Annotated in this window: 15 protein-coding genes; 14 read left to right on the forward strand and 1 reads right to left on the reverse strand. The window is 63.7% G+C overall.

The window, feature by feature from the left end; genetic code table 11:
- The 14 genes from ACQR1W_RS32705 to lepB form a co-directional block, all read left to right on the forward strand.
- The coding region (locus ACQR1W_RS32705) for a hypothetical protein (protein WP_434854626.1) at positions 1–207 on the forward strand (207 nt) is incomplete at its 5' end.
- Positions 208–710: 503 nt separating this feature from the next.
- A complete protein-coding gene (locus ACQR1W_RS32710; protein WP_434854627.1) occupies positions 711–1,130 on the forward strand; it encodes a BlaI/MecI/CopY family transcriptional regulator in 420 nt (139 codons plus the stop codon).
- Positions 1,130–3,658 (forward strand): M56 family metallopeptidase, encoded by a 2,529-nt coding sequence (locus ACQR1W_RS32715; protein ID WP_434854628.1) that lies wholly within the window; start codon positions 1,130–1,132, stop codon positions 3,656–3,658. The genes ACQR1W_RS32710 and ACQR1W_RS32715 overlap by 1 nt, the downstream gene beginning before the upstream one ends.
- A gap of 170 nt (positions 3,659–3,828) precedes the next feature.
- Complete coding sequence (locus ACQR1W_RS32720; RefSeq protein ID WP_434854629.1) at positions 3,829–5,274, forward strand: DUF1800 domain-containing protein; 1,446 nt, start codon at positions 3,829–3,831, stop codon at positions 5,272–5,274.
- Between the two features lie 2 nt (positions 5,275–5,276).
- Positions 5,277–6,524 carry a DUF1501 domain-containing protein gene (locus tag ACQR1W_RS32725; protein ID WP_434854630.1) on the forward strand — a complete coding sequence of 416 codons (1,248 nt, stop codon included), beginning with the start codon at positions 5,277–5,279 and terminating at the stop codon, positions 6,522–6,524.
- Positions 6,521–8,482, forward strand: coding sequence for a S9 family peptidase (locus ACQR1W_RS32730; protein WP_434854631.1), 1,962 nt, complete (start codon positions 6,521–6,523; stop codon positions 8,480–8,482). Before ACQR1W_RS32725 ends, ACQR1W_RS32730 begins: the two co-directional genes overlap by 4 nt.
- A gap of 172 nt (positions 8,483–8,654) precedes the next feature.
- Positions 8,655–9,830: an OpgC domain-containing protein gene (locus ACQR1W_RS32735; protein WP_434854845.1), complete on the forward strand. Its 1,176-nt coding sequence runs from the start codon at positions 8,655–8,657 to the stop codon at positions 9,828–9,830.
- Positions 9,831–9,847: 17 nt separating this feature from the next.
- Positions 9,848–10,336, forward strand: coding sequence for a DUF2059 domain-containing protein (locus tag ACQR1W_RS32740; protein WP_434854632.1), 489 nt, complete (start codon positions 9,848–9,850; stop codon positions 10,334–10,336).
- A 568-nt stretch (positions 10,337–10,904) separates the two neighbouring features.
- On the forward strand, positions 10,905–13,184 hold the full coding sequence (locus ACQR1W_RS32745; protein WP_434854633.1) for a WD40/YVTN/BNR-like repeat-containing protein: 2,280 nt from the start codon (positions 10,905–10,907) through the stop codon (positions 13,182–13,184).
- 844 nt (positions 13,185–14,028) lie between these two features.
- Complete coding sequence (locus ACQR1W_RS32750; RefSeq protein ID WP_434854634.1) at positions 14,029–15,369, forward strand: RtcB family protein; 1,341 nt, start codon at positions 14,029–14,031, stop codon at positions 15,367–15,369.
- An 89-nt stretch (positions 15,370–15,458) separates the two neighbouring features.
- On the forward strand, positions 15,459–16,040 hold the full coding sequence (locus ACQR1W_RS32755) for a 2OG-Fe(II) oxygenase (protein WP_434854846.1): 582 nt from the start codon (positions 15,459–15,461) through the stop codon (positions 16,038–16,040).
- Between the two features lie 109 nt (positions 16,041–16,149).
- On the forward strand, positions 16,150–17,493 hold the full coding sequence (locus ACQR1W_RS32760; protein ID WP_434854635.1) for an RtcB family protein: 1,344 nt from the start codon (positions 16,150–16,152) through the stop codon (positions 17,491–17,493).
- Positions 17,494–17,583: 90 nt separating this feature from the next.
- Positions 17,584–18,168, forward strand: coding sequence for a 2OG-Fe(II) oxygenase (locus ACQR1W_RS32765; protein ID WP_434854636.1), 585 nt, complete (start codon positions 17,584–17,586; stop codon positions 18,166–18,168).
- Between the two features lie 141 nt (positions 18,169–18,309).
- Positions 18,310–19,038 carry a signal peptidase I gene (gene lepB / locus ACQR1W_RS32770; RefSeq protein WP_434854847.1) on the forward strand — a complete coding sequence of 243 codons (729 nt, stop codon included), beginning with the start codon at positions 18,310–18,312 and terminating at the stop codon, positions 19,036–19,038.
- A 391-nt stretch (positions 19,039–19,429) separates the two neighbouring features.
- Here lepB and groL read toward each other — a convergent pair whose 3' ends face one another.
- Entirely contained in the window at positions 19,430–21,070 is a 1,641-nt protein-coding gene (gene groL / locus ACQR1W_RS32775) for a chaperonin GroEL (protein ID WP_008969796.1), read from the reverse strand.
- Between the last annotated feature and the right edge of the window lie 58 nt (positions 21,071–21,128).

The following is a 21,128-nucleotide window of genomic DNA, read 5'->3' on the forward strand; positions in this document are numbered from 1 at the left end:
GGCCGTCAGCCGCCGCAGGCGGTGGCGCGTCTTCGCGCCAGCCTTGAGGCCGGCCGGTCGCCGGTCTACCAAAAAAAAAGTTGCTCCCCGGGGACCGGCGTTCTTGCCCCTGTCATCGGCGCGATGCCCTCGCGTCGCAAAGCGATGTCGAGAAGCATCGTCGCCAACTTGATGTCAGCACCGGGACATCAGGACCACACGACTTAACCGTGCGCATCGGGATTGTTCGTCCGCATGAACTTGAATTGGGCATGATCTTGTTCGGAAAACCGCTACGCACTTTTCCGGATCATGCCGTCACGCTGCAACCCGCCGCATCCCGCACCCGACGTTCGTGACGACGCGTACGTCCCTCTGGTGAGGCGGGACGACACATGTATGCATGATTTCTGAAAAAACGAAAGAAGAATCTTTTCGCTGAACGGCCCTGACAGGCGGATGCGATTGAAGCTGCACGTGAAACGAGTTTTTCCGGGCATGCCTTTCTTGCCTGGGGCTAAGCTGGTTCGTCGCAGGCGCCGCACAAGGCAGGCGCAGCTGATTTGCCCGCCAGGCAGCATCCCGCACCGCTCCGGCGGTTGCGTAGGTCGTGGCGGATGGCGCCTTCGACCCCTCCAGCCTGTGTCGACTGCCCATGAAAACGGTTGCCCGCGGCCGGACATTGCGCGACAATCTGTAGCGTTACAGAGCTTAAGCGACAGGACCGGTCCATGGATGGCAGCCTTCCCGAACTCGGCGACCTCGAACGCGAGGTCATGCAACTGGTCTGGGAGCATAATCCGGTCACAGCCGAAACCGTCCGCGAGAAGCTGTCGCGCCCGTTGAAGGAATCGACCGTGCGCACCGTGCTGCGGCGGCTGGAAGAGAAGGGCTACACGACCCACACCGTCGATGGCCGGACCTATGTCTACACCGCGGCCGAGCCGCGGGCGCGCGTTGCCGCCAAGGCCGTGCAGCGCATCGTCGACTGGTTCTGCGACGGGTCGGTGGAGGAGGTGCTGGTCGGCATGGTCGACAATGCGATGCTCGACCAGCGCCAGCTGCAGATGCTGGCGGATCAGATCGCGGCGGCCAGGAAAGACAAGTCGCCGGTGAAGCCAGTGAGAAGGTCAACAGGCGGGAGGAAATGATGCTCACCGTTCTGGCGGAAGCGGCGCTTCGCACCGTCCTGCTGGGAAGCGTCGTTGGTTTCGGTCTTTATCTGTTTCGGGTCCGTCATCCGCAGCTGCAGATGACGGCGTGGCTGGTCGTGCTAGCGGCGTCTCTGGTGATGCCGCTGCTGATGCATTGGAGCACGGTGACGATCACCTTGCATGCGCCGCAGGCGGCCAGCATCAGGCCGGTCGGTCCCATCGAGGATCTGCTGCCGGCGTCCGCGCCAGCTCCAGTGCCGGACGAATTCGAGGCCGTGGAGGTCGCGCCGATCGCGAGCGTCCATGTCGTGAGCCCATGGACGATCGCCACGATCATCTACCTGCTCGTGGCCGGATGTCTGTTGCTGCGGCTCGCGATCGGGCTACGGCTCACCTACAGGCTCGTCCGCAAGGCGCGGCCGCTTCCCGGCGGTCAAACGGCTGATCTGCGCATCAGCGATGTCATCGCGAGCCCGGTGACGATCGGCTCGACCATCCTCGTTCCGTCGCAATGGCTGTCATGGGATGCGGTGAAGCGTGAAGCCGTGCTCGCGCATGAGAGATCGCATATCGCCAACCGTGATTTCTATGTGCTGCTGATCGCAGCGGTCAATCGTGCGCTGTTCTGGTTCAGTCCGTTTGCCTGGTGGCAGTATCGCCGGCTCGCCGATCTCGCCGAGATGATCAGCGACGCCAGTGCGATCGAGGCGCTCGACGACCATGTCTCCTATGCCGAGATCCTGCTCGAGATCGTTCAGGCTCCGCGGGGCAGCGCCGTTGCGCTGGAGATGGCGCGCGCCTCGACGGTGCGCGCTCGGATCGAGCGCATCCTGGGCGGCGGCGCCGGTCAGGCGAAGGTCCGCCTGCGCGGGCGCATCGCCGTGGCCGCGGCCATCCTGCCTGCTATCATCGTATCGGCGCTCGCGATCGCGACGCGGACGGAGATGGCGAAGGCGAAGGCCGTAGCCGGGCCAAACGAGTTGGGGATGCCGGCGCAAAAGGCCGAGCGCATCAGCTTCTATTCGCTCGGACCGCGCGGGGTTTTCGCGATTTCCCGCCATGGCGACGCGCTGTTCGGGCAGCTCACCGGTCAACGCCGGCTGCGGCTAGCATCGATCGGGCAGGGGGCCTATTCCTACGCCGACACCACCGGTCTGCTCAGCTTCGTCGTCGGGAATGACGCGCCGCCGGAGCTGGTCGTGCATCAGGAGAGCCGCAAGTGGCAGGCCGGGCGCATCGCCGAACTGTCGCCCTGTGACAGCGAGGCCGAGGCCAGGCCTGCCGCCGACTATCTCGGCTGGTACGAATTGAGCCCGAGCCGGGTGCTTGCGGTCACCGCGAGCGGCGAGCGGCTGCAATTTCGCGAGACCGGGCGCGGCTCTTTCGAGGTGAAGGCTGATTGCCCCGATGCCTATTCGAGCGCCAGCGACGACCTCGTGTTGTTCCTGCGCGATGGCAAGGAACAGGTGACGCGGCTGCTGCTGCAGGATCCGCTGCTCGGTGCCCGGGTTGCCCACCGCGTCGACGAGCCGCGAGCGAAAGAGATCGAGGATAATTTCGCCCGGCGCATGGCCGAAGTGCCGGACCGCTTCCGCGAGCAGGTGCCGACGCCTGGCAGTCGTGAGATGGTGCTGCGGGGCATCGCCGATCTGCAACGGGGTGCGCCGAACTACGAACGCATGGGTGCGGCGCTCGCGAGCTATATCCGCCAGCACATGTCGTCGCTGCGGAGCACGCTGGTGACGCTCGGCGACGTGCAATCGATCTTCTTTCGCGGTGTCGGCGGAGGCGGCTACGACATCTATGGTGTGAAGTTCGCCAACGGTTCGGCAGAATTCCGCATTCTGGTGGGGCCGGAGGGCAGGGTCGATGACGTGCTGTTCCGGCCCGACGGCAATGATGCGCCCGGCGAGGTGCTGAACTGCGCCAGTGAAGCGAATTTGCGCGCGCAGCCGGACCAGACGCCGATCAAGCTGATGATCTACAACGCCACCGGCGCCGAGATTCGCCTGTTTCGCGTCGACGCGCAGGGCCGGCGGTCGCCGCATGGCGTGGTCGAGGACGACCTGTCGTCGTCCTTCCTGACCGAAATCGGCAGTCCCTGGATCGTTGCCGATGCGAATGGACACTGCCTGGAGATCATCCTGCCGGGGCGGCGGACGCGCTATAACATGGTCGAGGCGCAGCGGATCGGCAGCGCAGCCGACCATTTCGGCGAACGCCGGGGCGCGCCCGCGCCCGGCAGCGAGGATAAGCTGCGGCGCTATATCGAATCGATCGCCGAAGGCCACCCGGACTATGAGCACATGACCACCGAGGTCGCGGCCTATACCCGGCAGCAATTGGCGATGAACCAGGCCATCCTGGCACGACTCGGCGCCTTGCGGGCGATCAGCTTCCGCGGAGTCACCGCGCTGGATAGCGACATCTACATGGTGCATTTCGCCAACGGCACCGCCGAATGGCGCATCGGCCTGGCCCGGGACGGCAGCATCGGACGCATCGCGCTCGGTCCGTCGTACTGATCTTTCGGGCGGGCCGATCTGAACCTGTGCTGAGGCGACGGCACGCTGATCCGCGCCGTCAGCTCGCTGCCCGCGCGGTACCATCCCGGTTGGCACAATCTCGGCTTGCGGGGCTGCATCTCAAGTGCTACGATTTGTAGCGCTACAGATCGTCATGAGAGGACGGCGCGATGCAGAGTTCGGCCAAGGCGGACGCGGTGCTGGTCTTGAACCGGTTCGGATTGGGGCCGCGTCCCGGCTCGATCGTTGGCATCGCATCGGATCCGCGCGGGGCGCTGCTGGCGGAGCTTGAACGGGCGCCGGCGATGCTCGCAGCGGCCGCCGCCTTGCCGTCCACGGCCAAGGCCTTTCGCGCCGTCAATGAGGCCAATGCCCGCCGCCAGGCCAAGACCATCGCAGCGAAGAAGGCGCGCGAGGAGGCGAAGCGGCAGCAGGTTGCGGCTGGCGCGACCATCGTCGCGGATAGCGGGCAGACCGACACCGAAGCGGACGCCAAGGCGGCAGCGGAAGCGGTGCCCGATCCCGGCCGTCAGTTCTATCTCCAGGAGGCGAAGGTGCGGACCGAGGCGGCGCTGACCGCCGAGATCGGCTTTGCCGAGCGCCTGGTGTGGTTCTGGTCCAATCATTTCTGCATCTCCGCCGACAAGATCCAGAGCATGTCGGGCGGCTATGAGCGCGAGGCGATCCGCCCTTACGCGCTCGGCCGCTTCGTCGACCTCCTGCTCGCGGCGGAGGGGCATCCGGCGATGCTGTTCTATCTCGACAACAACGTCTCGATGGGCGCGAACTCGATCGCCGGCATCAACCGCACGCGCGGGCTCAACGAGAACTTCGCGCGCGAGATCATGGAGCTGCATACGCTCGGCGTGCGCAGCGGTTACGGCCAGGATGACGTCATCGCCTTCGCCAACGTGCTGACCGGCTGGACGCTGCTGCCGCCGGCCGACAATCCCGAGCATGGCGGCGAGTTCAGCTTCAATCCGCGCCTGCACGAGCCGGGCGCCCAGACCGTGCTGGGGAAGAGCTATGCCGAGGAAGGTGTCGAGCAGGGGCGCGCCGTCCTGCGGGATCTCGCCGCCCATCCCGCGACGGCAACGCATGTGGCGGGCAAGCTGGCTCGCCATTTCATCGCCGATCAGCCGCCTCAGGAGCTGGTGGACGACATGGCGCGGGTGTTTCGAGACACCGCTGGCGATCTCAAGGAGGTTGCCAAGGCGATGGTCGCATCGCCCGCGGCCTGGACTCTGCCGCCGACCAAACTGAAGCGCCCGTCCGAATGGGTGGTCGGGATGGTGCGCGCGGCGGGCATCACGGAAGTCGACGCGCTGCGTTTCACGCAGGGACAGAGGATCCTGGGCGAGGCACTGTGGCGGCCGCCGTCGCCGAAGGGCTACGCCGATGACGAGGCGAGCTGGATCGACGGCCTCGGCCGGCGGCTCGACGTCGCCAATGTTTTTGCCGAGCGCATCGCCGGCCAAGTCGATCCGCAATTCGTGACCGAGACCGTGCTGCAGTCCTGCGTGTCATCGGACGTGATGCAGGCGGTCGCGCACGCCGAAAGCCGCCAGCAGGCGCTGGTGCTGCTGTTCATGTCGGCGGATCTTCAGAGGAGGTGACGATGGCCGGATCTCATCTGCCGACGCGACGCGATGTGCTGCGCGGCTCGGGTGCGCTGTTCGCCTGGACCCAGATGCCGCGCCTTGCACGCGCGGAGGGGCGCGACCCGCGCCTGCTGGTGATCGTGCTGCGCGGCGCGCTCGACGGCCTCGGTGCAGTGGCTCCGGTCGGCGATCCCGACTGGGTGGCCTTGCGCGGCGATCGCGCGCTGCTCTTGGACGGCAAGCCGCCGGCGTTGCCGCTCGACGGCTTCTTTGCGCTCAATCCGGCAATGCCGAACCTGCACCGGCTGTATCAGGCGAAGCAGGCCGCCGTGGTGCATGCGACCTGCACGCCCTATCGCGAGCGCTCGCATTTCGACGGTCAGGACGTGCTCGAAAGCGGCATGGTCAAGCCCGGCGCGACCGACACCGGCTGGCTCAACCGCGCGCTCGGCGAGATGCAGTCTGACGGTCGCGTCAATCTCAACGGCAGCCGCGCGCTCGGCGTTGGCGCGGTGACGCCGCTCGTCGTGCGCGGCAAGGCGCCGGTGATGTCCTGGGCACCGCAACTACTGCTGCCTGCGAGCGCGGACACCCAGATGCGGTTGCTCGATCTCTATCGCCACACTGATCCGAAGCTGGCGGCGGCGATGGAGGGGCGGATCAATCTTGCCGCGATCGGCGGAACCGCAGCACCGAGCGCGCCGATGACCGATGATCCCGCGGCTGCGCTGCTCGGCTTTGCCCGTGTGCGCACCTTTTTCGCGGACACCGCAGGCGCCGCCGCGCGCTTTCTGGCGCGGGCCGATGGTCCACGCGTCGGCGCGCTCGGTTTCGTCGGCTGGGACACCCATGTCAACGAAGGCGCGGGCTCAGGCCAACTCGCCAATCTGCTGGGTGCGCTCGACGGCGCGATTGCTGCGATCGAGACCGGCATGGGGCCGGCGTGGGGAGAGACCGTCGTTGCCGTCGTCACCGAGTTCGGCCGCACCGCGCATATCAACGGCACCAACGGCACCGATCACGGCACCGGCACGGTTGCCTTCCTCGCCGGCGGCGCGTTGAATGGCGGCCGCGTGATCGCGGACTGGCCCGGCCTGAAACTCGCCCAGCTCTATGAGCAGCGCGATCTCAGGGCGACGACCGATCTGCGGGCTGTGCTCAAGGGATTGCTCCGGGATCATCTGCGCATCGACGATCAGGCGCTGGCGGCGCGCGTCTTCCCTGATAGCGGCGACGTCGCGCCTATGGCGGGTCTGTTGGCATGAACTCTGCGATTGACGGCCGGGCATTCGACAGCGCGAGACGTGGGCTCATTCCCCGTCGCGTGCTGTTCGACAATCCGACGTTCTTCGACGCCAAGCTGTCGCCGGACGGACAATTCGTGTCCTGGCTCGCGCCGGTCGACGGCGTGCTCAATCTCTGGGTCGCGCCGTGTGATCACATTGCCGGCGCAGAGCCGGTGACGCGCACCAAGGGCCGGCCGATCACCTGGCAGGATTGGAGCCCCGACGGGCGCTTCCTGATGTTCATCAAGGACGAGAACGGGGACGAGAATTTTCATCTGTTCGTGGTCGATCCATGGACGCGCGCGCTGCGCGACCTCACGCCCTTTCCGGGCGCACGCGCGATACCGACGCTGTGGTCACGCGCCGTGCCGAACAGAATCGCGGTGACGCTCAATGATCGCGATCCTCGCAGTCCCGACGTGTTCGCGCTCGATCTCGACAGCGGCGAGCGTACGCTGATCTGGGAGAATACCCAGCAGCTCGAGTTCGTCGGTCTGGACTGGCAGCTCAAGCCGCGGCACGCCCGCAGCTACGCAGCCGATGGCGGCGCCCGGCTGTGGCGGATCGAGGACGGTACGCTGGTGCCCTGGTGCGACGTGCCGTTCGAGGCGAGCTGGAGCACGCGGGTCGCGACCTTCGACATCAGCGGACGCCATTTGCATCTGTTCTCCTGCCTGCATCACGACAAGACGGCGCTGGTGCGCATGGACTGGGCGACCGGCGACGAGCAGGTGCTGTTTGCCAGCGATGAGGCCGACGTGACCGGCTGGATCCTGGACGGACAGAGCTTCGAGCCGCTGGCGGCCGCGATCGATCCCGGCCGGCAGCACTGGCATGCGATGTCCGGCGCCGTGGCCAATGATCTGGCGCTCATCCGCGATGCGCTGCCGGGCCATGCCTTTCACGTCATCAGCCAGTCGGACGATGACCGCCGCTGGACCCTGATGAGCTACACGCCGCAGCAGCCGGGCACCTTCCATCTCTACGATCGTAACAGTGGCACGGTGACCGAATTGTTCACCGCGCGGCCGGAGCTGAAATCATACTGCCTTGCGCCGATGCATCCGATCAAGACCAAGGCACGCGACGGGCTCGATCTGGTGTCCTATCTGACCCTGCCGTCTGACATCGACGGCGACCGGCCGCCGCAGCCGCTGCCGACAGTGCTGGTCGTGCATGGCGGGCCCTGGGGCCGCGACGTCTACGGCTACCGCGGCGACCATCAATGGCTCGCCGACCGCGGCTATGCCGTGCTCTCGGTGAACTATCGCGGTTCGACCGGTTTCGGCAAAGCCTTCGTCGCCGCGAGCGAGAAGCAGCATGCGCGCAAGATGCACGACGATCTCATCGACATGGTCGACTGGGCGATTGCGCAAGGCATCGCGCTGCGCGACCGGATCGCGATCACCGGCGTGTCTTACGGCGGCTATGCCTCCTTCGTCGCCGCGACCTTCACCCCGGAGGTGTTCTGCTGCGCGGTGCCGGTGGTCGGCATCACCAACCTGCAGACGCTGCTCGAATCCATGCCGCCTTATTGGTCGGGATTTGCCGAGTTCATGTATCGCAGCTATGGCGATCCGCGCACCGCGGCGGGGAGAGCGCTGCTGGCCGAGCGCTCGCCGATCCATCAGGTCGACAACATCACAAAGCCGATGCTGATCTTCCACGGCGCCAACGACGTGCGCTGCCTGATTGCGGAGAGTGATACCATCGTCGCCGCGATGCGCCAGCGGAGTATTCCGGTCACCTATATCGTCTATCCCGACGAGGGGCATGGCTTCCAGAAGCCGGAGAATCGCCTGTCCTATATCGCGATGGCGGAGGCCTTCTTCGCGCGCCATCTCGGTGGCGCATTCGAGCCGATCGGCCGGGATTTCGACGGTTCCAGCCATGAGGTGAGGGCCGGCGCACCGCTGCTGGCCGACTACATCGCATAGACCAGCGCCCTCGCGGCGCACAATCCGCGAGCGCCTGCCGGCCTGTCGCCCTGCCCAGATGGCGGATGGACGGTACCACGAACCCCATTTACATCACCCCGTGATCGCGCTGAAAATGGCGCTCTCTTGATGTGTGCCGATGCAACGGACGATTCCGGAGCAGGGGGCGACGATGATCAATCCGAATGCCTTAGCAGGATTGCGCCGGATCGAACGCGACGTGCGGCTCGATCTGTTTCGGGGGATCGGTCTGTGGATGATCTTTCTCGATCACATTCCGCATGACGTCGTCTCCTGGCTGACGCTCCGCAATTACGGCTTCAGCGACGCCGCCGAATTCTTCGTTTTCATCTCGGGCTATCTGGTCGGTTTCATCTACGCGCCGATCATCCGCGCCGGATTGTTCTTTGCCGCCGCCAAGCGGCTGCTGCGGCGGGCTCTGCAGATGTATGTCGCCCATATCATGCTGTTCCTTTTGTTCACCGCCCAGATCGCGCGTACCGTGCGGCGGTTCGACAATCCGCTGTATGAGGACGAATTCAACATCCACAATTTTCTGGAGCATCCGGACGTGCTGATCGGGCAGGCGATCACGCTGCGCTACAAGCCGGTCAATCTCGACGTGCTGCCGCTCTACATCACCCTGGTCGCGACAGCCCCGTTCATGCTCTGGTGCCTGGTGCGCCGGCCGAACCTGACGCTTGCGGCGTCGGTGGTGCTCTATGCGTTCTCGCGCTGGTTCGATTGGAACGTCCCATCGTATCCGGCGGGCACGACCTGGTACTTCAATCCGTTCTGCTGGCAGCTTCTGTTCGTGTTCGCGGCATGGTGCGGCAATGGTGGCTTTGCGCTGATCGCGCGGTGGGTGTGGTCGCGCGCGGTGATGTGGCTTGCGGTGGCGTGGCTGGTCTTCGCCTTCCTGATCGTGATGACCTGGCACATTCCGGCGCTCGCGGCGCTGGTGCCGAAATGGATGATCAAGGTGATCTATCCGATCGACAAGACCGACCTCGACCTGTTCCGCCTGACGCATTTCCTCGCGCTGGCGACCTGGGTCTCCTATCTGGTGCCGCGCGACTGGCCGCCGCTGAAGGCGCGCTGGACATTCCCGATGCGGCTCTGCGGCCGGCACTCGCTGCCGATCTTCTGCCTCGGCGTGTTCCTGTCGTTCTCGGCGCATTGGATTCTCATGCAATACACGCGTGGCGTCTGGGAGCAGTTGGCGGTCAGCGCCGCCGGCATCCTGATCATGATCGGCTTCGCCTGGCTGCTCGAGCGCACCAACGAGGTGCCCGATCTGTTCGTCGAGGTGCTGGAGAACAAAGAGGCCGGGACCGAGAGCGCCTGATGCTGGGGGAGAGATCGATGCGTGCGCGGATCCTGATGATCGTTGCGATGGTCCTGGTTCTGACCAGTCGCGTCAGCGCGCAAGCGCCGTCACCCGAGGCGTTGGACGCCGCGCGCGGCCTGGTCGTGACCATGAAGCTCGCCGATCAATACAAGGCGATGCTGCCGACCATTCTGCTCGGCATCAAGCCCGTGCTGGTGCAGGACCGGCCGGAGATCGAGCGCGACTACGAAGCGATGGCGGCGACGGTTGGTGACGCCTACACGCCGTTCTATCAGGCCATGGTTGATCGCGTCGCCGCGCTCTATGCCAGCGCGTTTACGATCGACGAGCTGCATCAGATCGAGGCGTTCTATCGCACGGCAGTCGGCCAGAAATTGCTGGAGAAAGTGCCCGCGCTGGCACAGCAGCGCGAGGTCGTGGTGCAGGACATCAGCCGCAAGGCTGCCGATGAGCTGAAAGCGCGCCTGACCGACGCGCTGCGCCAGAAGGGGCACAAGCTGTGACGGCCTTGTCACACAGCGGTCCCGACACAAAAAATTCGTAACTCAGCCTCTTGCAAGGGGCCCCGGTGCAAGCTGGAAGCATCTCGATTCGCCATGGTTCGAACCATGCCTGCCGTGATGTCCTGGACCAGCGTACCGCCAAGCTTCCCCTCAACTCGGTCCAAGAAGCAATCTTGCGGCCGGCTTTGCGACAGTGCTCTGCTCTGTCGGCGAAGGTCAGGACCGAGCCTGGTCCATCGAGATGACGTTTCCGCTCGCGCGGTTCCTCCTTGGCAGCCTGGCGCGCGGCAATTTCTCGGCTTGTCGTTTTGCAGGATTTGTGGATTTCTTGCCTGGCGATGATCGTTCGAGCATGTGCGAAATCCCGCTTCGGCCGTATACGCATGGCGACGGGTGGCTCGTGACGATCACCGCGACAGCCCGGGAACCAATGCTTTCAACGCCATGGGCGTGTCGCCGGCGTCGGTTCGAATGCAAGTTCGACCACGCAGGCTCAGTGACGCCAGGCTTTGAAACAAATGGGCTTCAGTATTTCGGGATTGCCGCATTGCCATGGAGATAACATCCAGTGAATATCAATCGGCGCGGCATTTTAAAGACATTCGTAGCCACAGCGGTTAGTTCGGTCAGTGAAAAGGCCCTCGCATTTGTGAAAGGCGGGATACGGTCAGCATCCAATGCCGCTCCAACCTGGCAAACGCTCAAGGTCGGCGGCGGCGGCAACATGCGCGGTATGGATGTCGTCGGGACCACGCTCCTTGCGCGATCGGATACTCACCCGGCGCTCTATCTTTGGGATTCGGCGGCCAACAGATGGGACCCTTTAGTCACGTCCTATTCGTTGCCGTCCAACTATGTGGCGTCCTATGGCAACAATGTCTTTGCGGATGGCGTATGGGAAGCGCGCATCTGCCCGAGCACGTTGACCAGGCTTTATATGGTCTATCTCAGCACGCCATTCGTTTCGACGAACAGCGGGCGGACCTGGACGTCGATCAAATCCGGTGCGTGGCCGAGCTTTGCCAACAATGGCGTTGCCGGTTGGTTTGAGGCGAACGGCGATCACGGCGTCTGCAACATGGCGGTTGATCCCGCCAATGACCAGATCGTGTTTGTGGGATCGCCTGCAAACGGTCTGCTCAAGACCAGCAACGGCGGCGGGAATTGGGTCGTCGACGGTGGCGTTGCTGCGGCGACGTCGCAAGGCATCGGAATTGTCTTCGATCCCACGTCCTCGGTGGTTGCCGGCGCAACCCAAGGCATATTTGCCGTCTCAAACGGGCAAGGGGTTTGGCATTCGACCAACGGCGGTTCGTCGTGGACCAGGCTCAACACGACGGGAATGCCGACCGCCTATTGGGATATGGTCGTAGATCAGCTCGGGACGCTATGGATCACGACAGGCGCGGGAGGTGCACTCCGGTTGTGGACGTCTGAAACTGGATGGGTCAGAAACTCACTCAGGGATGGCGCAGGTCTCAGCGGGATCGCGGTGTCGCCTCTTAATCCTAATAACATGCTCTGCTGCAGCCTCGGCGGTCGCATGTACATCTCGACCGATCGTGGGAGCACCTGGACCACGTCGATCATCACCTCAAGGGTTGACGGCAGCGCAGACGCGCCTTGGCAGAATTGGGGACCTTCTGCTGGCTACGCTGGAACAAATAACGGCGGCTATAGCCGAGGATCTTATGGATATTCGGCCAACAGGCTCATGTTCGATAGCACCGGCGTCGTCTACATGGCGCAAGGGTTCGGGGTTTTCTCAGCGCCGACGCCGTTCGCGAATCCCAACAATATCACCTATAGGGCACAGTCTCGCGGCATTGAGGCGCTTGATGCCACCTATGTTATCCATCCTCCGGGCGGGGTCCCGATCGGAACTGCTTGGGATCTACCGATCTGGCGGTGGCCGGACTACGGCGCGGCATATCCAACGAAGTACGGTCCAGACGACGACTTTTATGCCAATATGCCAACCTACGGCGTGGCTCTGAAGCGTGGTCACATGATCGACTATGCCTCAAGCTCAACAAATTTCCTTGTTGGCTTGACCTCGTTCGGTTTGTACTACTCCAGTGATTACGGCAGCACCTGGTCGCGGATGTCAAACCAGGCGGCGCTGGGAGATACCTATTATCAGGGAGCTTGCGTCGCATCGTCGTCCCCGACCAACCATCTTTTCTTTGGTGTCGGCTCAGGGCTGATCTACACGACTGACAACGGGGTGACGTGGAAAAAATCGTCCTATGCCGGCAACGGCATGCCGTCTTTCCCGTTCTTCTATGAATGTGTCATTGCAGCCGATCGCGTCACGCCCGGAAAGTTCTACGTGCTTTCCGCCGGCGACAAGATGTACGTGTCCACGGATGGCGGGGCTACGTTCAAGGCCGCCGGCGCGCTGACCGACGCCCTCGGGCTCGCGCGAGTCAAATGCGTGCCTGGGAATGCCGGACATGTGTTCGTCGTGACCGGAAACTCGCTCAATCGGCAGCCAGTGCCCAGCGCCATCTTGAAGTGGTCCACCAAAAGCGGCACCTCGTTCTCGACGCTGTTTGACTTCCACAGCGTGGAGGACATTGGCTTCGGGACGGTCGTCGCGGGCCAATCCTATCCAACGCTCTACATCGCCGCCCACCGCGCCAGCACGGCGACCTACGGCATCTACAAGTGTAACAACTTCAACCCGAGCACAGGCGCCGGCACCTGGACGCTGATGACGAATTCAGACGGGACGAACTATCCGCAAGGGTGGTTCTCTGCGATTGCCGGCGTGGCGGGTGACCCGGTCAACGACAATAGATGCTCAATCGCTTATACGAATGGCGGGTTCAAGAGGTACGGTTAATCCCGTACCTTGTTGATGGCGCGATCCGGAAGCCGCCGCGCTCGCGACGCCGCAATGTAGTCGTTGCACACGCAATCCGCTTTCGAACTGATTGGATCAAGAGTGAATTTTGTGAGGCTCTTGCGAATCCCGAATATCGAATAGCCGATAGACTGTAGCATTTCGCCGATCGGTTCCGAGCTCTTCTCCCCATGCCCCTCGAACAGGATGATCTTGGTGCTTGCGATACGATTGAGCCGGCACTTGCGACTTCAACATGCGTTCGTGGTTATGGATTTCGGGCTCGCTTGCTCCGCAAGCGCCCCGGAATGACGGAGGATAGGTTGTGTAATCCATCTACTCGTCATTCCGGGGCATCGCGCAGCGATGAGCCCGGAATCCATAACCACGACCATTTGCGATGTGCTCCATGAGCACGATGCCGATCTCATTTATTATCAGCACTCCAACTGACACTTTACAAATTCCGAAATTGCTGTAAGAGCACACGCCACGACGTTGCGGATTTCCGCCAGCGAGAGACCTATGCCGTATTCGTATCCACGCCCGATCAAGGAAGCAGCGCTGCCGCTCATGCGGCAACGCCTGAATTCCGCGTGCGTGCCGGCGGTCTCCGCAGGCAAGGCGCTACCAGGCAATATTGCACCGATAGCGTAAAAGGCGGCGGGTTTTCCCTCTGCCTTGGGCAGAGAGAAAATCCGCAAAGCCGTGGTCCCTTCGGGGACGATCTCGACCGACCTCTCTGCTTGCACAACGGTTCGCGCGATCTGACATCGCGCTGGCCTGATATCTGGAGCCCATGCTGGGTTTCCGGACCTGTAACTGCTTGAGAGAGGAGGATCAGATGCGATCCGATCCCTACCGAGAGCGGGCGCGAGAGCTGGCGGTTGAAGCCGGCCTCGATCCCGATGCCAAGATCGACCGGCCCGGGCAGCGGCCGATGCCGCTGTGGTGCACGTTTCGCGACGCCGCCCGCAAGGAGCAGCTTGCGCGCGACGCGGAGGCGCTCGCCAACACCGTGGCGAGCCGGCCGCAGGCGGCCGAGTATCAGAACAGCCCGCTGAAGGTGTTCGGCCAGCACGAGGATGCGACGCTTGCGCAGATGCGCAATTGCATGGCGGTCGGCAACGCCGTGGCCGGTGTGATCTGCGCCGACGGCCATCTCGGCTATGCCCAGCCGGTCGGCGGCGTGATCGCCTATGAGAAGCAGATCAGCATCTCCGGCGTCGGCTTCGACATCGGCTGCGGCAACATGGCCGTGCGTCTCGACACTCAGTTCAGTGAGATCGAGAACAAGGTCGGTGCGATCACCCAGGATGTCGCCAAGGTGATCTCCTTCGGCGTCGGCCGCAAGAATGCACAGCGCGTCGAGCATGAGCTGTTCGACGACGCCGATGCCTGGCGCGAGTCCGACATGGGCGAGTACCGGCAGAAGGCTGTCGGACAGCTCGGCACGGTGGGTTCGGGCAACCACTATGTCGATTTGATGCGCGACGCGGCCGGCTTCGTCTGGATCGGCGTGCATTTCGGCAGCCGTGGTCTCGGCCACACCAGCGCGACGCGCTACCTCAAGGCGGCCGGTGGCAAGGACGGCATGAACGTGCCGCCTGCCGTCGTCGACGAGGACTCGGAGCTCGGGCGGCGCTACATCGCCGCGATGCAGTTGGCGGGGCGTTATGCCTATGCCGGACGGGAGTGGGTGGTCGAGCGCGTGCGCGCGATCATCGGCGGCGCCGTTACGGACATGGTGCACAACCACCACAACTACGCCTGGCGCGAGACCCATGGCGGCAAGGACCTGTGGGTCGTCCGCAAGGGCGCCACGCCGGCCTTTCCTGGCCAGCGCGGCTTCGTCGGCGGCTCGATGGGCGACGATGCCGTCATCATCGAGGGCATGGAGTCCGAGGAGGCGAAGGCTTCGCTCTACTCCACCGTGCACGGGGCCGGGCGGCTGTTCGGGCGCCGGGAAGCCAAGCGGCGTTTCACCCGCGCCGAGATGGACGCGTGGCTGCAGGGCCGGGGCGTCACCCTGATCGGGGCCGACCTCGACGAGAGCCCGATGGCCTATCGCCGTCTGCCGGAGGTGATCGCCGAGCACGCGGGCTCGGTGAAGGTGCTTCACACCTTGCGGCCGTTCGCGGTGGTGATGGCCGGCGAGGGCGAGTTCGATCCGTTCAAGGATTGAGCACGCTGGCGCTGCTGATAGCAGCGCAGCTTCAATACAGGAGGTCGCCTATGGGCGGCCTCCTCAACTCTCCTTCGGAGGACATCATCATGACCGAGCTGGTCTGGCGCGCCGATAATGTCGAAACGATCGCAAATTTCTTCTCCACTGCGGAGTGTGAGGGGACCATCGCGCTTGCGGAGCGGATCGGCTTCGAGCAGGCGACGATCTCGACCTCGACCGGCATGGTCCGGATGGAGAGCGTCCGCAACAATGATCGCGTCATCGTCGACGACGCCGAGCGCGCGCAGGAGCTTTATTTGAAGCTCGCGCTTCATCTCGCCCCGTCGTTCCAGCATTGGTGGACGCCGGTCGGGCTGAATGAGCGGTTGCGCCTGTACCGCTATGACGTCGGGCAGCGTTTCGAATGGCATCGCGACGGCCACTTCGAGCGGCCAAACGGGGAGCGCAGCCAGTTCACCTTCATGGTCTATCTCAACGACGACTTCGAAGGAGGGGCGACATCGTTCGGGGATGACAGCGGCCTGATGCCTGATGGTCCTCTTCGCATCACGCCGGAGAAGGGCATGGCGCTGCTGTTCCACCACCCGATCATGCATCGCGGTGATCCCGTCACCAAGGGGCGCAAATATGTGTTGCGGAGCGATGTGATGTACCGGCGCGTCGCTTGAGGTCGTCGCGCTCAATTGCTGCAAGCCGCCCACGGGCGGCTTTTCGCCCAATGAACATCGTCGAGGCCGGGTGCGACAAATATTTCTGAATTGGAATGCGAGACGAGCGATGATCGATGGAAACACCTTGATCGCCTGGGGGTTCAAGCCAGGCCGCTGGTTCAGGGATGGACTGGCGACGGCGAACGCGTTGCGCGCCGAGGGCGCCGACGAGGACGCGATTTTCGCGGCCTTGCAGGCATTGCAGCCGCTCGAAACCTTGATGCGCACCAATGGCCTCCCGTTCTCCATGCTGATCGATGCCGAGAACGAGCTGGAACGTGCCAACGTCGGGGCCGTGGCGCAGCACATGGATGCGCTGATGAGAGTCCCGACCATTGTGGTCGGCGCGGTGATGCCGGATGCCTGCCCTTCCGGGACGGCGACGGGCACGATTCCCGTGGGCGGCGTGGTCGCCTGCGAGGATGCGATCCATCCCGGATTCCACTCTTCGGACATCTGCTGCTCGGTCGCGATCACGGTGTTCACGCGCAAGGATGATCCGAAACGCGTGCTCGATGCCGTTCACGCCGTCACTCATTTCGGCCCGGGCGGCCGCGACAAGCTGCTTAGTCCGCCGGATGAGGTGATGGCTGCGTTCGACGCCAATCCGTTCCTGAAGGGCCTGGAGCGTTTCGCGGTCGGTCACTTCGCCACGCAGGGTGACGGCAATCATTTTGCATTTGTCGGCCATCTGAAGTCGACGGGGCAGGTCGCGCTGGTGACCCACCATGGCTCGCGCGGCCTCGGCGCACAGGTCTACAAGCGCGGCATGGCCGCGGCCAGGAAGCACACCGCGATCTATGCGCCGAAGGTCCCGGACCACAATGCCTGGATCAGGGCATCGAGCGACGACGGGCGCGCTTATTGGGAGGCGTTGCAGGTGGTGCGGCTCTGGACCAAGGCCAACCACCATGCCATCCATGATCTCGCGGCTGCCAAGCTTGGTAACAAGATCGCCGATCGTTTTTGGAACGAGCATAATTTCGTCTTCAGGAAGACGGACGGCCTGTTCTACCACGGCAAGGGCGCGACCCCGAACTGGGCGGGCTTCTCCGCCGATGATGACGGGCGCACCATCGTGCCGCTCAACATGGCGGAGCCGGTGTTGTTGTTGAAGCATACCGACAACAAGGACGCGCTTGGCTTTGCGCCCCACGGCGCCGGTCGTAATCTCGGGCGCAAAGCGTTTCTGCGCCAGAACCGGCCCGAACTGCCAGATGGCATCGACGCGCGCTTTTACTGCGGTAAGCCGGACCTGTCCGAGCTGCCGCAGGCCTACAAGAACGCGGCCTCGGTGCGTGCGCAGATCGAGGCCTATCGCCTCGGTGAAGTGATCGACGAGGTGATCCCGTACGGCTCGGTCATGGCCGGCGATTGGGAAGCCGATGCGCCGTGGCGGAAGGGACGGTGAGGTTCGGAACGGGGCGTCGCGCGAAAGTTTCGGCGAGATCGGAGAAGCCGCCCACGGGTGGCCTCGGGCCAAGCAGGATGGAGGCGAGACATGAGTGAGATCCGGTGGAGAGCGAAGAACGTCGGTACGATCGAGGGCTTTCTCTCGCTCGGCGAATGCGACGACTATGTCCGGTTCGGCGAGGCGATCGGCTTCACCGAAGCACCGATATCGACCTCGGAGGGCATGATCATGATGGAGGACGTTCGTAACAACGATCGCGTCATGATTGACGATGCGGCGCGGGCTCAGGCGCTCTATCAAAGGCTCTCCGGTCATCTGGCGCCGCGGTTCCAGAAGACGTGGGTGCCCGTCGCGCTGAACGAACGCCTGCGGCTCTATCGCTATGATATCGGGCAGCAGTTCGACTGGCATCTCGATGGCCATTTCGAGCGGGAGCTCGGTGAGCGCAGCCAATTCACCTTCATGGTCTATCTCAATGACGACTTCGAAGGCGGAGCAACGTCATTCAAAGATGGCGATGGAGGAGCCTCGATCGGTGATCCGTTTCGGGTCAGGCCGGAGAAGGGGATGGCGCTCCTGTTCCACCATCCGATCATGCATCGCGGCGATCCGGTTACCAAGGGGCGCAAATACGTGCTGCGAACCGATGTCATGTATCGCCGCCAGGGGTGAGGCATGGCGCACCACGCGCAACCAAATGGCGGTTGCGTGTGGTGCTGCCGTCGGCCATCCTTGCGGTAAGATGCATTGGGGCGCGTGGTGACGGGCGTCGAGGCTGGAGCGATCAGGTCGAAGCGGGAGCCCTGGTGGTCGATCGCGGCTGTTTTCGTGCTCGGTTTCGTGCTGCTGTCGCTCTTGACGGCGTCGCCGCTGTTGGTTCGTGCCTTTCTGTATCAGCCGTTCAATATTCCGGCCGGCTCGATGAAGCCGACCTTCCTGGTCGGCGACGTCTTCTTCGTCGCGAAATATCCCTACGGCTATAGCCGTTACACGTGGCCGTTGTCCTGGCCGTCCTCACTGGCTGCTTCGGCCCGCATCTGGGGTGCTGTGCCCGCGCGCGGCGACGTCGTCGCGTTTTTCCTGCCGAAGGATAATGCGACCGTGTACATCAAGCGCGTGGTCGGGCTGCCAGGTGACCGCATTCAGATGAAGGACGGGCGGCTCTACATCAACGAGACGCCGGTCGTGCGCGAACGGGGCGACGACGCGGTTGGGCTCAGTGCCTGCGGCGACGAGTCCCGCGAGCGCGTCAAACGCTGGCGCGAAACCCTGCCGAATGGCGTGAGCTACGACACGCTCGATTGTCTCGACAACGGTTTCTTTGACAACACGCCCGTCTATACCGTGCCGCCCGATCGATTGTTCATGCTCGGCGACAACCGCGACAATTCCACCGACAGCCGCGTGCTCAGTCAGGTCGGCTATGTCCCGATCGAGAACGTCATCGGCCGCGCCGCGATGATCTATTTCTCGGTCACAGGCGGCGAAAAGGGGGAGCCGGGCCGGATTCGCTTCGAGCGGATCGGGATGATGGTACGGTGAGCTCTCCGACTACAAGATGCGGGCCAATCGGGATGAAGGAGGGCAGCATCGGTATCTGCTTGTCATGGGTCTTCGCTCACGACAGCTGCCTGTGGTTATGGATTCCGGGCTCGCTTGCTTCGCAAGCGCCCCGGAATGACGACGGAGAGAGAAACTAGCTGCTCGCTGATAGCGAAATCAGATCGCATGATCAGAAGCTCGATCTATCCTCCTCGTCATTCCGGGGCATCGCGCAGCGATGAGCCCGGAATCCATAGCCATTGGCCGTAACTGTGGCGCGCGATAGTGGCGACGTATAGCTCGCACCAAGTCGCTTATCCGTCAAATCCGCCCCAAACAAAAAGGGCGCGGTTCGCACCGCGCCCTTCGTAGCTTCGGAGCAGGTTCGACCTTAGAAGTCCATGCCGCCCATGCCGCCGCCCGGAGGCATTGCGGGGCCGGCTGCATTCTTCTTCGGCAGCTCGGCAACCATCGCCTCGGTGGTGATCAGGAGGCTGGCCACGGAGGCCGCGTTCTGGATCGCGGTGCGCACGACCTTGGTCGGGTCGATGATGCCCTTCGAGACCATGTTCACGTATTCGCCGGACTGCGAGTCGAAGCCGTAGGCATACTGCTCCTTCTCGAGGATCTTGCCGACGATGACCGAGCCGTCCTCGCCCGCATTGATGGCGATCTGGCGGGCCGGAGCGGAGAGCGCCTTGCGGACGATCTCGATGCCGGTCTTCTGGTCCTCGTTCTTGGAGCGCAGGCCCTTGAGCTGCTCGGAGGCACGGAGCAGGGCGACGCCGCCGCCCGGCAGGATGCCTTCCTCGACAGCAGCGCGGGTCGCGTGCATCGCGTCATCAACGCGATCCTTGCGCTCCTTGACCTCGACCTCGGTCGCGCCGCCGACGCGGATCACCGCGACGCCGCCGGCGAGCTTGGCCAGACGCTCCTGCAGCTTCTCACGGTCGTAGTCCGAGGTGGTCTCCTCGATCTGCGCCTTGATCTGGGCCACGCGCGCCTCGATGTCGGCCTTCTTGCCGGCGCCGTTGACGATCGTGGTGTTCTCCTTGTCGATCATGACCTTCTTGGCGCGGCCGAGCATCGACAGGTTGACGTTCTCGAGCTTGATGCCGAGGTCTTCCGAGATCGCCTGGCCGCCGGTCAGGATCGCGATGTCCTGCAGCATGGCCTTGCGGCGATCGCCGAAGCCCGGCGCCTTGACGGCCGCGACCTTCAGGCCGCCACGGAGGCGGTTGACGACGAGGGTGGCGAGCGCTTCGCCTTCGACGTCCTCAGCGACGATCACCAGCGGCTTGCCGGTCTGCACGACGGCTTCGAGCAGCGGCAGCAGCTCGTTCAGCGACGACAGCTTCTTCTCGTTGATGAGGATGTAGGCATCGTCCATCTCAACGCGCATCTTGTCGGCGTTGGTGACGAAGTAGGGCGAGATGTAGCCGCGGTCGAACTGCATGCCCTCGACGACGTCGAGCTCAGTCTCGAGAGACTTGGCTTCCTCGACGGTGATGACGCCCTCGTTGCCGACCTTCTTCATGGCGTCGGCGAGGAACTTGCCGATCTCGGCATCGCCATTGGCCGAGATGGTGCCAACCTGGGCGATCTCGTCGTTCGAGGTGACCTTCTTGGAGTTCTTCGACAGGTCCGCAACGACCGCCTCGACCGCGAGGTCGATGCCGCGCTTGAGGTCCATCGGGTTCATGCCGGCGGCAACCGCCTTGGCGCCTTCGCGCACGATCGCGGCGGCGAGCACGGTCGCGGTGGTGGTGCCGTCGCCGGCCGCATCAGCGGACTTGGAGGCGACTTCGCGCACCATCTGCGCGCCCATGTTCTCGAACTTGTCGTCGAGCTCGATCTCCTTGGCGACGGTGACGCCGTCCTTGGTGATGCGGGGAGCGCCGAACGACTTGTCGAGCACCACGTTGCGGCCCTTCGGGCCGAGGGTGACCTTCACGGCATTGGAGAGGATCTCGACGCCGCGCAGCATGCGGTCGCGGGCGTCGACGCCGAACTTCACGTCTTTGGCTGACATATTGGGTTTCCCTGAGTTGAAACGTCTATCTCACCCTTGGCGGGGCGCCCGCGGGGCG

Origin of the sequence: Bradyrhizobium sp. HKCCYLS1011, assembly GCF_051167795.1 — a bacterium.
Classification (GTDB): Bacteria; Pseudomonadota; Alphaproteobacteria; order Rhizobiales; family Xanthobacteraceae; genus Bradyrhizobium.